Here is a 12,128-nt window from a genome sequence, read left to right as displayed (position 1 = left end):
GTTTAGATTCCAAACCTCTTTTGCGCTAGAATATAAAGCGGATTGTAGGTTAAAACATTATGGAATCGCATTGTATATTCCTTAAAATGAGATTTATGCAACTTAAAATCTTGTTTAAGAGAATTTACCCCTGTGTTTTGTAGGTGCTTGAAAATAGCAAGTGTATTTTCAAAATGCAAAGGAATCCTAGTCTCAAAAGATTCCACAATTTTAAAATCAGATCCTAAAATTTCTATATAATCCTTTAACTCCAAATATTCTAGCCCAACGCCCAAGATTTCACGCAATTCTTGAAAGTTTTCTTTACCAAAAGTAGCAAAAGCTAAGAATCCATTTGTTTGCAATAGGGAGCTTAGTTTGGGCAAAAATGATGTTTGATTCGTCCATTGTATCGCTGCATTGGATAAAATCAAATCGTATTTCAAATGAGGATTCCTATTGTTTATTTTCGCCAAATCCTCAAAATCTGTTTGCAAAAAGTCTATTTTGTTTTCTGTACTTTTTTGAATCTTTAAAAACTCTTCTGAAAAATCTACCAAATCTATCGCCAAATAGAATTCAAAGTCAAAAAGTGCGATGATTTTTTGTGCCAAAAGCCCATTACCGCAACCAAGCTCTAAGATATTGCCTAAATTGCGTGCAGGAAAATGTCCTTTAAAAATTGCAATGAGTGCTTGTTGCATAGTCTGCTGAATCAAAGCATTTTGAGCGTAAGTATCCCTTGCCTTATGGAATTTTTGCTGTATTTGTGTTTTTTGCATTAGAAGTGCCAATTAAAAAATACAAAATGCGGGGCGTCAAGCTCCAAAATCCGCGTTTTGTTATTTTTAAAGTGAATCCAAAAGTTTTTTTGGGATTCTGCATTAAAAACCAAATCTCTGTTAGAAACAATACTTTCACTCCACACAATCTCGCTTGAAATGGTCTGGAATCGCTCACAAGCCGTGATGAAAAAGCTTAATTCTTCACGCAATATAGGAGAATCTAGGAATATAAAATCACTCGTGCAACTTAAAAACTCTCCAAACAAATTGCGTTTAAAAGCCTCTAAATCAAAAGTTTTTTGTGTGAGCTTGAAAAGTTTGGGTGGGATTCCAAATTTTGAATGGATACCAAATTCTGTGCCATTAATCGCAATTTTACGCACAAAACAATCTATATCTTGCAGGGATTCCATAAAAACACGCGCAATAAATACGCCCATAGAAAAGCCTACAAGGGTAATTTTGCAATCTTTGCTTAAATGGTTCAAGCAAGATTTTAATTTGCTAAAATCTAAATTTTGATAACGATACAATAAAATCAAATCGTAATTTTGAGGAATAAAGGGAATAAAATGTGAGGGATGGGAAGCAAACCCACCAAAAATCAATAAAATATTTTTATTATTATTTAAACTTTGATAAAGATTCATCGCAAATACTTTTGAGGGTTTGCACAAGGGATTCCAAAGATTCAAACGATAAATTAGCCGTGAGAGAAAAGCGCAAACAAGCGCGATTCTTTGGAATCGTAGGGGTTTTGATTGCGGGGACGAAATAGCCCTTTTGCTCTAAATTTTTGGCAAAATACACGGCTTTGGCATTGTCGCCCAAGATAAGACTAACGATATTGTAATCCCCTAAAACTTCTAATTCTAAGTTTTCAGAGAGGAGGGTTTTGAAATCCACGCTTAGTTTGGCTAAATTTTCCCTTTGCCTCTCAAGGTTTGGCAGCTCTAAAAAATTAAAAAAACTTCGCGCCACATTCACAGGAGGAAGGGCGGTAGAATAAATGAGCGAACGAGAAAAATTGACAAAGTATTCATAAAATATCTTAGGACACAAGATACAAGCCCCCATTGAGGCGAGTGCCTTGCCAAAGGTTAGCACGATAAAATCCACAGAATCCAAAAGCCCCAAACTAGCACAAACCCCCAATCCCTCTTTTCCAAAACTCCCAACACTATGCGCTTCATCAATATACAAATAAACATTACTGAATCGTTGCTTAAGCGATACCAAAGCACACAAAGGCGCAAAATCTCCCTCCATACTAAAAAGCCCCTCACTCAAAATAAAAATTGCCTCATATTTTGATACATTCTTTATCAAGATTTGCTCTAGGGATTCTATATTATTGTGTGAAAATCGTTTTAAATGGGTGGTTTGAAAAGACTTTAACCCATCAATATGACTTGCGTGAATGGATTTATCTGCGATAAAAAGCACATTTTTAAGTGAGTTTAATGCGCCTAATGCCCCTAAATTTGCGTGAAATCCACTATTAAAGAGGAGTGCTTGTTTATGATAAAGATGAGATAAATAGGATTCCAATCTTGTATAAATATCAAAGTTTCCACTTAAAAGACGCGAGGAAGAGGAGCTAAAAAGCGCATATTCTTTAAAAAGCGCGGAATCCAAAAATGCCGCATTCAAGGATTCATCACTCGCAATTCCCAAATAATCATTACTTGCGAGATTCAAAAGCCATTTTTTATTCAGCTTTTTATCTACCATACCTGCTTGAATGTTATTGAGAATTTGTGTTTTGTTATGCTTTTGAGGTTTTAAAGTGCGATAGTTAGAATCGCATTTTAAAGTTTCAAGTGTTTGTGCAATTTGCGATTCTAAAGAATGTTTTGGACACATTTTGGCTTCATAAAGCTTTATGCTCTAACATTTTGAAGCAGCTTGGCAAATGCGTTAAAAAGTGCAGTGGATTCTAGCGGTCCCGGTCCTGCCTCTGGGTGGTGTTGAAAGGAGCAAATCAAAGCGTTTTTGTAGCGCACTCCCTCAATCGTATTATCAAAAAGATTGCGGTGGGTTACCTCTGCAATTTCTTGGATAGATTCTGGCACAGAATAATTGTGGTTTTGAGCGGTAATTTCTATTGCTTGAGTGAGGAGATTTTTAACTGGGTGATTGCCCCCATGATGCCCAAACTTCAATTTATAGGTTTCATAGCCGTGCGCAAGGGAAAGCAACTGATGTCCTAAGCAAATAGCAAAAAGAGGAATTTTCGCTGCAATCAACTTCTTAATCTCATCAATCTCGGTTCGCAAAACTTGAGGGTCTCCAGGTCCATTAGAGAGAAAGATTCCATCAAATTCGTCTTTTTCATAACGCGCAATGAGCGTCTGCGCTTCAAAATTATGTGGCACAACTTCTACTTCAAACCCCGCATTGACTAATTGATTCAAAATGCTACGTTTGATACCAAAATCAATCGCCAAGACTTTTTGGGCGGTTTTTGGTTTAGAGTAGTCCATTGTTGCAAAATCAAACTTTCCCTCACGATGAATGTAGGAATCTTTAGTGCTGACTTCTTTTATATAATTAATCTCTTCAATTTTCGGGCTATTTTCTAGGAGTTTTTTTAATTCATCTTTATTGGAGATTTCGGTAGAAGCAATCATCATCATCGCGCCTTGTTCGCGCAAAGTTTTCGTAAGAGTGCGCGTATCAATTTCGCTAATGCCCATTGTGTTAAAAGATTTTAAAAATTCCCCGAAGCTTTTATCTGCACGAAAATTTGAAAAGCAGTCATTATAATGGCGACACAAAATTCCTTTAGCAAAGATTCCTCTACTTTCCATATCTTTTGGATTTGTGCCCACGATTCCAATTTCTGGCATTGTGAAACACACAAATTGTCCCGCATAGCTTGGGTCTGTCGTAATTTCTTGATAGCCTGTAAGTGAAGTATTGAATACCAATTCTCCTATGCTTGTCCCGTCTGCACCAAAGCTTTTTGCTTTATAAAATGCACCATTTGCCAAATAAACCCAAGCATCTTTTAGCTTGTTTTGTGGGACGCTCATTATAAAAATCCTTTCTTTTTAAGCTCTTCTTGATAAAGTTTATCAAAAATCAAATCGTATTCCTCACTACCAAATACAATCTTGCGTTTATAGTTTGAAATGCGTTCTTGCACAATCTCCTCTACTTCATTGTAGATTTTTGAATAACTATTAATGGCTTTAAAAATTACATTTACAATACGCGTTTCAGAAGTAGCCGAATCAATCAAATCTTCTTCAAATAATTCATTAAGAATTTTGTGTGCCAAGTGATTATAGCGGTCTTCAAAGTTCAAGATGAAATTTTCATTTTCTGCTAATTTTTGCTTGATTTTCCAAAAAAGCTGGTGTTCATCTGCGCGCATAAACTCAATTTCATCTAAATTTTCCTCTAAAATCTCTCTTGCTTTGTCTTCAATTTTTGCTTCTTCTTGAATATCTGTCTTAATAAATTCTTGGGCGACTTTTGAGATTCCTTCTAATCCGTGCAAAATACTTACAAATCCACAATTTGATAAATCTAATGCTATTTTATTTCCAATATAAGGTGCGTGGGCTAGTCTAAATTTCATAGCATACCTTCAAAATTTTTGCGTTATTGTAGCGTTTTATCTCTTAAAGTGCCTTTTTCTATATTTCAAAAATTTTAAGATTTTGCATTTGCAGTTTTAATTTCTCTGCATTTTCTTGAAAAGTTGCTTGGTTATGATACTCTGCAAAATGAGCAATCTTGATTTTGGCATAGGATTCTATAAAAGAATCCATTGACTTGTTTTGTTCTTTGCTAATAATTAGCCCAAGAATCGGAATCTTGCGCATTCTTAATGTTTCAATACTTAACAAAATATGATTGATTCCACCCAAGTAATATGCGCCAACCAATATGCAAGGTAGTTGAGATGCGCTCAAAAAATCAATCATACATTTTTGTGTATCCAACGGAGTAAAAAGCCCACCTGCACTCTCAATAAGCAAATTGTCTGACTTGGGCAATGGAATCTCTAATCCATTGTAAGATATTTTTTCTACCTGCATACCAATATGAGGGCTTACGGGTGTTTGCAGGGTGATTCCGCTAGGATAAATTTTAGTCTTTGGTGTTAGAGTTTGGATTTTTTGACTATCGGTTGGCACACCCGCTTGAATGAGCTTAAAATAATCCAAATTAAAAGCGTAACACAATGCCGCACTAACTGAAGTTTTCCCTACATCTGTATGGCTTCCTGCTATAAAAATTTGCATTATAATTTCCTTATACCCCAATCTTTTTCATCATCAAAGCATTAAAACCACAAATTATCTAATAAGCGCACTCCCTCCACACGAGCAGCAACAAGAATTAAGGTGGAATCTTTTTGTATTTGCTCCATCTCTTGGAGTGCGTGATTGACGATAGTGAAATATTCTACTTCTAACCCCTCTAATACTTCTAAAGCAATTTCTTTAAGCAATTTAGAATCTTTTATGCCACGCATAATCGCCTTAGTTACAGCATTTAAAGAAGCTGAAATTTGCAAAGCCTGTTGAATACCCTCTTGGCTTAAATAAGCATTGCGTGAGCTTAACGCCAACCCCTCTTCATTTCGGACAATAGGACAAGGCACGATCTGCAAGGGCAAAAATAAATCTTGCACCATTTTTTGAATTATCAATAATTGTTGTGCGTCTTTTTGCCCAAAAAAGGCTTTATTGGGCGCAACAAGATTAAAGAGCTTTAAAACAATCTGAAGCACACCATTGAAATGCCCCGGTCTTGCTTTGCCCTCTAGCACATTTGCCATTGTTTTTGGGGCATTAAAGGTAATTTGGAGGTTGGAATCTAAGGGATACATCTGATGAACTTCTGGGATAAACACAACATCTACACCTGCCTTTGCGCAAACTTGCAAATCTGCTTCTCTTTTGCGAGGGTATTGGTTAAAATCCTCATTTTCTCCAAATTGCGTTGGATTAACAAAAATAGAAACAACAGAGCAATCACAAGTAGCAAGACTCTCTTCCATAAGCGATAAATGACCTTTATGTAAAGCACCCATTGTGGGAACTAAACCAATAGTTTTTGCAGGATTTTGTGATTTAAATCGGCAAATAAAGTCGCGCAAATCTTGTGTGGTTGTAAATATTTGCATACGATTCCTTTCTATGCTTTAGAAAATAAAAGCGCAAATTATGCAATTAGAGAGTTAAAAAATAAATAAAAAACATAGAAATATGTTAAAATCTAAATTTAAATTATTTAATTAAGAAGGTTGCGAAGTGGAATCGCGGGGGTTAAAAAAATTAGTAAAAGTTTCTGATTGGGATTTTTTGGGCTTACACGAAAAGGTTATCTTAACCTATACTAAGCCCGGAGACAAAGTAATTTTGCCTTATATGAGTACAGATAATTTTGCATTTGAATTGGCAATTAATGAGCGCAAATGTTTGATTTATGATAACAATCCGTTGGTAAAGATTAATTTTGAGGCGGACTTTTTTTATCCAAGTTTAGCGGGTATCAAGAGTCGTTTGAGCGAAATCAAAGTGATAGGTAATTTTCCAGATTGTGGGGTAAAAAAATTTCTCCACCCTAGAACCTACGATGAAGCAATGGCGATTCGTTTGTTTTTAGACAATGCGCCACGAGATGCAATTAACTTGTGGATTAAACACTTGAGTGCTGACGCACTTAGAATGCCACAGGTAAGCAGAGGCGATCTTGAAGAGCTAGAGTATATAGATATAAAAGACTTTGTGCTAAAGAGATACAAAACAATCTTTAGCAATGTAGAACCAATGAGGCTTCTGCTTTTACACAAATCGTTACCGGAATTTTTGCATAATGAAAAAGAGCTTGACGAGGTATTAAAAGGCGCAAAGATAAAATTAGCATATTATGCTCCGTATCATTTTAATGTGCAGGATTATTTTAATAGAAATTTTTTAAAAATGTGGTTTCATAATATTTCTAAAGCGCAGTTAATGGAAGCTTTTATAGAGGATAAAGACGCTTGGGCTCTCCGTTGCAAGAAAGATTTTTTGTCATTGCACAAAAAATTAGTAAGCGGGGGTTTTATTTTGGTTGAAAAACTTAATGAATATATTATTGAAGAGTTTTTTAAACTTGCCTTTTTTTATGGTTACGAAAATATACACGCTTTTTGTAATACGAAAGGTGCGGAAGGCTATTTAATGAAAAAATTGGGATAATATAACCCTATATTGCTTGTTTTAAGTTATTATTAAAAAATTTAAGTTAGAATTACAAACTCATTTTGATAATGAAATGGCTCGATAGCTCAGTCGGTAGAGCAGGAGACTGAAAATCTCCGTGTCGGTGGTTCGATTCCGCCTCGAGCCACCACTACAATGTTTTTTAATCCATTTCTCTAAATTCACATAAATTTTTATTTTACTTTTATACTTTATAAGTAAAATCTCAAATGCACTTTTTAGTGTATGTTTCTTGCACAGATTATCCCCCCAATCTGCAAGAAACATTTTAAAAACTCAAAAGCTATCAATCTTTTTAAAAATTTTCTGTATGTTATTATTGAAATACTTGCTGTCTTGTCTTTGTTCTTATCCTTGCAAGATTCTGTGTTAGCAATCTATAATGTGAAATCTTACTTGTAATTTTTGTATTTTGCGATTCCATTGCAAAGACTATTAAGTATGCAACATTATAGATTGCTTCATCTCTCACTTTATTCATTCCTCGCAATGACAGAAGTGGGGACGCAGTGGTTAGTCTTTCTATCCTTGCGAGATTCTGCGAGGAATCGTGGCAATCTATAATCAAGCAAAAACTAGATTCAACAATGGAGTCTTAAAAATTTGAAGTTGTAGAGCTATATGCAAGATTCTGTGTTATGGATTGCAACACTAGCATTCACAATGACGCAGTGGATTGCTTTGTCTCTTTATTCCTCACAATAGCAAATTTTTTCTCCCACAACAACATAAAATGATTTAACCTTATGGAATTTTAAGCCCAAAAATATAAAATACGCTTTTTACTTTGTAAAGGGTTTGCAAATGTCTAAAGCTGTGATTGTCGTATCTGCGGTAATTTTTACTACACTCATTGTTGCCTCAAACTATCTAGTGCAATTTCCACTTAATGATTTTTTTACTTTCGGTGCGCTGACTTATCCCTTTACCTTTTTATTTGCAGATATTCTAGCGGAGAAATACAACAAGCAAGAAGTCTTAAAAGTAGTGCGTATCGGAATTATTTGCGCCTTTGTTCCCTCGTTGTTTCTAAGTGAATTTAGAATCGCACTTGCAAGTATCACTGCGTTTTTTGTCTCTCAACAAGTAGATGTTTATGCCTTTTATTGGATTAAATCCAAATTTCCTAAAATTTGGTGGCTTAGAAGTGCGGGTAGCACAGCGTTTTCTCAAGCATTAGATACAATGATATTTTTTCATATCGCCTTTTTGTTTGTTATGCCTTGGACAAGTGTTTTAATGCTTATAATGGGGGATTATTTGATGAAATTTATTTTTGCTTTTACAAATACGCCTTTCTTTTACCTTTTTGGGATTAAAATGCAGAAGTTTTTAGGAGTTTTTGCACGATGAGTAAAACAAAACGAAAGATTGTGTTTTTTGATAGAGACGGCATAGTCAATCTTGAAGATTCACCCTATGGCTATAAGATAGAGGAATTTTATTTTGCCCCATATTTTATGGAGTTGTTTTTGGAACTCAAAAAGCAAAACGCGCTTTGTTTTGTTGTTACGAATCAATCAGGGATTGGTCGTGGAATCTTTAGCCAAAAAGACTTTGAAATCCTAAGTGCATTTATGCAAAACTGCATTCGCTCTTGCCTTATGATTCCTTTGCGAGTAAGTGGCTTTATACCTCAAAATGTAGGGTTTGATGGGATTTATTTCTGCCCACACACCAAAGAGGAGCAATGCACTTGTCGTAAGCCAAATGCTGCAATGCTAGAATCCGCAATCCAAGAATTTCATCTGAATTTAGAAGATTGCGATTCTTATATTTTGGGAGATAAGGAGACCGATATGCAAGCGGGATTAAAAGCAGGAGTGCAAACGCGTGTTATTGTAGGCTCCGAAGAATCTCCAAGCGCAACACATAGGGTTGCAAACCTTAAAGAGGCAATGAATATTTTGCTTTAGGCGATAGAATCGTAGGATTCCACTTTGTTGTTGCGAGGCAATGGCGCAATGATGTAGCGGTTGGTTTTGTCATTGTGAGAGATTAGCTCAACTTCGTGGTAGCTAAAAAATCAGTCTAGCTAAACTCCCAATTTTGCGCCTTTTGTAAAATCGCCTCCGCACCTTGTTTCAAGAAAGATTCCGCCATTTGCTTACCTATGCGTTCGCAATCTGCAAGGGTTTTCACCTGCACTTCTAGGCATTCGCGCAAAATCTCTGTGCCATCGGGCAAACCTAAAATGGAGCGCACTTTTAAGATTCCATTCTCTAAGGTTGCATTAACACCAATAGGCACTTGACAACCTCCATTAAGTGTGCGCACAAATGCGCGTTCGCAAGTTGTCTCAAAGGCGGCTTTGGAATCATTTAGGAATCCCAAAAGCGATTCTGCTTTGCTTCCCTTTTTGCATTCCACACCAAGTGCGGCTTGTCCCATTGCTGGAATCATAAAATCCAAAGGCACAATATAAGGCACTTCCTCTTGGATTCCAAGCCGATTTACTCCTGCTTGTGCAAGGATAATCGCGTCAAATTCTCCCTCTTGAAGCTTTTTTAGCCTTGTTTGCACATTGCCACGCAAACTTTGCGTCTCCAAATCCGCCCTTAAGGCACTAATTTGCATTGTGCGCCTAAGCGAAGTCGTCCCCACACGCGCACCTTTTGGCAAATCCTCCAAACTCGCATATTTGAAGCTCACGAAGCTATCACGCACATCTTCTCGCTTCGTGATTGCTGCTAGTCCCAAACCCTCTACAAATTCCACCGGCACGTCTTTTAAGCTATGCACCGCTAAGTCTATTTCGCCACTTAGGAGCAATTCCTCTAATTCTTTGGTAAAAAGCCCCTTGCCACCGATTTTTGCTAAAGGCACATCTAGGATTTTATCGCCTTTGGTTTTGACGATTTTTACTTCCACTTCTATATCCTTGTATTGTGCCTCTAGGCAATCTTTGATATGGTTTGCTTGCCAAAGTGCTAACACACTTCCGCGTGTGCCGATGATGAGTTTTTGCATTGCTTCTCCTTACTTTTCTATGACTTCTACATCAATGATTTCACTCTTTTGGGATTTGCTATTTACATCAAAGGGTGCGGAATCTGAAGTAGGCTTTTTCATAAAGGGTTTAACAGCTAAGAATCCCAGCGCACTAAATTGCATTAGAATCCCTAAAATATCGGTTAATCCGCCGGGCAAAATGAGCAAAATCGCCCCAAGGATTCTAAAGACATTAGAACCCACAAAGGCTTCATAGCTAATTTCCCTTTCTCTAAGGCGCACAAGGGCATCGCCTAAAAAAAAGCGATAATTCATTAAAATAAAAAATCCCAAAATTGCACTCAAAACAATCTCTAACACAAAGCCCAACACACCTAAAAAATCAATCATTTCATAGGTGATAAGCACTTCTAAAAATAAATAAATGAAGACTAAAATCAATCGCATTGACAAACCTCAAGAATCTTAGAAACAAGCGCGTCAAAATCCGCAACCCCTAGCGATTCCTTTTGTAGATTTTTGCGCCTTATGAGTTCTATTTCACCCTTTTCTAAGCCTTTACCCACCACGATTCCAAAGGGCAATCCTATCAATTCAAAATCGGCAATTTTTGCCCCATATCTCTCACTTCTATCATCTAGCAAACATTCAATGCCTTTATTTTGTAGACTTTCGTAGAGTTTAAGTCCCATTTGCATTTGGGATTCTTCTTTGATATTAGAAATAATTAGATGAATACAAAAAGGCGCACTCGCGCGTGTCCAAATCATTCCGCGTTCATCGTGGTGTTGCTCAATGATTGCGCTTAAAAGTCTTGAAACCCCGATTCCATAACAGCCCATAATAAAGGGTTGTGCCTTACCTGACTCATCTAAGAATGTCGCTTCCATTGCGCTAGAATATTTCGTGCCAAGCTGAAAAATATGTCCCGCTTCAATCCCTTTTGTAAAATAGAGTTTGCCTTTTTTGCAAATAGGGCAGGAATCGCCCTCTTGAACCTCCACCAAATCCTTAAATTCCAAGCCCTCAAAAGTGCTTAAATCCACGCCCACAAAGTGATAATCTACTTCGTTTGCGCCACAGATGAGATGGTTAGCATTTTCTAATTCTTTATCAAAATAAATATAAGGGCTAGAAGTGAGATTGCGTAAGGCAAAAGGTCCAATGAATCCTTGCACAAGCCCGGCACTTTTTAAATCCTCCTCACTCGCTTCTATCAGCTCGTTTGCACCGCTAATAGCATTGAGTGCCTTGGTTTCGTTTAAAGTATCGCTCCCGCGCAAGAAAAAATAAACCAATGCGCTTTTTCCGCCATCAAAAAGTGCTTTTTTTACCACTGCTTTGAGCGTCCAAAAGGGTTCTACCTTAAAAAACTCGCTTAAAGATTCTATGGTTTGCACCTTTGGGGTATGAAATTTCGCAAATGAAGCAACAGGAGCTTCTGTGCTTGGAAGCTTTTGAACACGCGTAGCCGCTTCTAAATTTGCACCATAAGCACAAGAATCGCACACACAAATGGTATCCTCTCCGCTATTTGCTAGCACCATAAATTCCTTGCTTCCACTCCCGCCAATCGCTCCGCTATCGGCAATGACAGCGCGAAAATCCAATCCCAAACGCGTAAAGATTCTGCTATAAGTGGCTTCCATTACATCAAATTCGCGCTTTAAATCCTCATAGCTTGAATGGAAGCTATAACCATCTTTCATTATAAATTCGCGTGCGCGCATAAGCCCAAAGCGCGGACGCATTTCATCGCGGAATTTCAGGTTGATTTGATAGAGATGAATCGGAAGTTGCTTGTAGCTTTTCACATTTGCTTTAACTAATTCTGTAATGACTTCCTCGTGCGTAGGACCTAGCACAAAGTCGTTTTCCTTTCTGTCTTTGAAGCGCAAAAGCTCCTTTCCATATCTTTCAAACCTGCCACTTTTTTGCCATAAACTCGCGGGGGTAACAAAGCCAAGTGCCACTTCGTTTGCTCCTGCGTTATCCATTTCCTCTTTAACGATTTGACGCACTTTGTCTAAAACGCGTTTGCCAAGTGGCAAGAAATTGTAGATTCCGCTACCGATTTGCTGGATAAATCCACCGCGTATTAGGTATTCGTGGCTTTTTAAAACAACATCTTTTGGAGCTTCCTTAAAGGTTGGTATCAATAATTTTGAAAATCGCATTGTTT

14 protein-coding genes and 1 tRNA gene are annotated in these 12,128 nt (G+C 37.1%); 5 read left to right on the top strand and 10 right to left on the bottom strand.

The features are described from left to right. Positions 1–2: 2 nt before the first annotated feature. Genes BS85_RS0103040 through panC form a run of 7 tightly spaced genes read right to left on the bottom strand, consistent with a single transcriptional unit; the run spans position 3 to position 5,910 of the window. Complete coding sequence (locus tag BS85_RS0103040; RefSeq protein ID WP_026943510.1) at positions 3–761, bottom strand: methyltransferase; 759 nt, start codon at positions 759–761, stop codon at positions 3–5. Further along, positions 761–1,414 carry a pimeloyl-ACP methyl esterase BioG family protein gene (locus tag BS85_RS0103035; protein WP_026943509.1) on the bottom strand — a complete coding sequence of 218 codons (654 nt, stop codon included), beginning with the start codon at positions 1,412–1,414 and terminating at the stop codon, positions 761–763. Before BS85_RS0103035 ends, BS85_RS0103040 begins: the two co-directional genes overlap by 1 nt. Next, positions 1,389–2,630, bottom strand: a complete 1,242-nt coding sequence (locus BS85_RS0103030; protein ID WP_034551054.1) for an aminotransferase class I/II-fold pyridoxal phosphate-dependent enzyme — start codon at positions 2,628–2,630, stop codon at positions 1,389–1,391. The genes BS85_RS0103035 and BS85_RS0103030 overlap by 26 nt, the downstream gene beginning before the upstream one ends. Positions 2,631–2,647: 17 nt before the next feature. After that, entirely contained in the window at positions 2,648–3,802 is a 1,155-nt protein-coding gene (gene carA, locus BS85_RS0103025; RefSeq protein ID WP_034551052.1) for a glutamine-hydrolyzing carbamoyl-phosphate synthase small subunit, read from the bottom strand. Beyond that, complete coding sequence (locus tag BS85_RS0103020; protein WP_026943506.1) at positions 3,802–4,353, bottom strand: DUF507 family protein; 552 nt, start codon at positions 4,351–4,353, stop codon at positions 3,802–3,804. The genes carA and BS85_RS0103020 overlap by 1 nt, the downstream gene beginning before the upstream one ends. A 58-nt stretch (positions 4,354–4,411) precedes the next feature. Further along, complete coding sequence (bioD, locus tag BS85_RS0103015; protein WP_026943505.1) at positions 4,412–5,023, bottom strand: dethiobiotin synthase; 612 nt, start codon at positions 5,021–5,023, stop codon at positions 4,412–4,414. A 41-nt stretch (positions 5,024–5,064) separates the two neighbouring features. Further along, the gene (panC, locus tag BS85_RS0103010) at positions 5,065–5,910 is read right to left on the bottom strand and encodes a pantoate--beta-alanine ligase (protein WP_026943504.1); all 846 of its coding nucleotides are present in this window, start codon (positions 5,908–5,910) and stop codon (positions 5,065–5,067) included. Positions 5,911–6,037: 127 nt separating this feature from the next. Between panC and BS85_RS0103005 the strand changes: the two genes are divergently transcribed. From BS85_RS0103005 to BS85_RS0102990, 5 genes are all read left to right on the top strand, one after another. Further along, positions 6,038–6,970 carry a hypothetical protein gene (locus BS85_RS0103005; protein WP_026943503.1) on the top strand — a complete coding sequence of 311 codons (933 nt, stop codon included), beginning with the start codon at positions 6,038–6,040 and terminating at the stop codon, positions 6,968–6,970. Between the two features lie 78 nt (positions 6,971–7,048). After that, positions 7,049–7,124: transfer RNA gene (locus tag BS85_RS0103000), tRNA-Phe, on the top strand. A 311-nt stretch (positions 7,125–7,435) separates the two neighbouring features. Further along, entirely contained in the window at positions 7,436–7,558 is a 123-nt protein-coding gene (locus BS85_RS12025; protein ID WP_281173561.1) for a hypothetical protein, read from the top strand. Positions 7,559–7,798: 240 nt separating this feature from the next. Further along, positions 7,799–8,347, top strand: coding sequence for a queuosine precursor transporter (locus BS85_RS0102995; protein ID WP_026943502.1), 549 nt, complete (start codon positions 7,799–7,801; stop codon positions 8,345–8,347). Continuing rightward, complete coding sequence (locus BS85_RS0102990; protein WP_034551050.1) at positions 8,344–8,910, top strand: D-glycero-alpha-D-manno-heptose-1,7-bisphosphate 7-phosphatase; 567 nt, start codon at positions 8,344–8,346, stop codon at positions 8,908–8,910. Before BS85_RS0102995 ends, BS85_RS0102990 begins: the two co-directional genes overlap by 4 nt. A gap of 115 nt (positions 8,911–9,025) precedes the next feature. On the opposite strand, the gene hemC is transcribed toward BS85_RS0102990, so the two are convergent. Genes hemC through BS85_RS0102975 form a run of 3 tightly spaced genes read right to left on the bottom strand, consistent with a single transcriptional unit; the run spans position 9,026 to position 12,123 of the window. Beyond that, the gene (hemC, locus tag BS85_RS0102985) at positions 9,026–9,964 is read right to left on the bottom strand and encodes a hydroxymethylbilane synthase (protein WP_026943500.1); all 939 of its coding nucleotides are present in this window, start codon (positions 9,962–9,964) and stop codon (positions 9,026–9,028) included. A gap of 9 nt (positions 9,965–9,973) precedes the next feature. After that, positions 9,974–10,393 (bottom strand): FxsA family protein, encoded by a 420-nt coding sequence (locus BS85_RS0102980; protein ID WP_026943499.1) that lies wholly within the window; start codon positions 10,391–10,393, stop codon positions 9,974–9,976. Beyond that, positions 10,384–12,123, bottom strand: a complete 1,740-nt coding sequence (locus BS85_RS0102975) for a proline--tRNA ligase (RefSeq protein ID WP_026943498.1) — start codon at positions 12,121–12,123, stop codon at positions 10,384–10,386. The genes BS85_RS0102980 and BS85_RS0102975 overlap by 10 nt, the downstream gene beginning before the upstream one ends. Positions 12,124–12,128: the final 5 nt, after the last annotated feature.

It is taken from the genome of Helicobacter rodentium ATCC 700285, assembly GCF_000687535.1.
Taxonomy (GTDB): Bacteria; Campylobacterota; Campylobacteria; order Campylobacterales; family Helicobacteraceae; genus Helicobacter_D; species Helicobacter_D rodentium.
This window is presented reverse-complemented; position numbering and strand designations above follow the sequence as displayed.

Coding starts and splice junctions, on each gene's coding strand:
- BS85_RS0103040 (WP_026943510.1), bottom strand. CDS start 761: ATGCAAAAAACACAAATACAGCAAAAATTCCATAAGGCAAGGGATACT.
- BS85_RS0103035 (WP_026943509.1), bottom strand. CDS start 1,414: ATGAATCTTTATCAAAGTTTAAATAATAATAAAAATATTTTATTGATT.
- BS85_RS0103030 (WP_034551054.1), bottom strand. CDS start 2,630: ATGTGTCCAAAACATTCTTTAGAATCGCAAATTGCACAAACACTTGAA.
- carA (WP_034551052.1), bottom strand. CDS start 3,802: ATGAGCGTCCCACAAAACAAGCTAAAAGATGCTTGGGTTTATTTGGCA.
- BS85_RS0103020 (WP_026943506.1), bottom strand. CDS start 4,353: ATGAAATTTAGACTAGCCCACGCACCTTATATTGGAAATAAAATAGCA.
- bioD (WP_026943505.1), bottom strand. CDS start 5,023: ATGCAAATTTTTATAGCAGGAAGCCATACAGATGTAGGGAAAACTTCA.
- panC (WP_026943504.1), bottom strand. CDS start 5,910: ATGCAAATATTTACAACCACACAAGATTTGCGCGACTTTATTTGCCGA.
- BS85_RS12025 (WP_281173561.1), top strand. CDS start 7,436: ATGCAACATTATAGATTGCTTCATCTCTCACTTTATTCATTCCTCGCA.
- BS85_RS0102995 (WP_026943502.1), top strand. CDS start 7,799: ATGTCTAAAGCTGTGATTGTCGTATCTGCGGTAATTTTTACTACACTC.
- BS85_RS0102990 (WP_034551050.1), top strand. CDS start 8,344: ATGAGTAAAACAAAACGAAAGATTGTGTTTTTTGATAGAGACGGCATA.
- hemC (WP_026943500.1), bottom strand. CDS start 9,964: ATGCAAAAACTCATCATCGGCACACGCGGAAGTGTGTTAGCACTTTGG.
- BS85_RS0102980 (WP_026943499.1), bottom strand. CDS start 10,393: ATGCGATTGATTTTAGTCTTCATTTATTTATTTTTAGAAGTGCTTATC.
- BS85_RS0102975 (WP_026943498.1), bottom strand. CDS start 12,123: ATGCGATTTTCAAAATTATTGATACCAACCTTTAAGGAAGCTCCAAAA.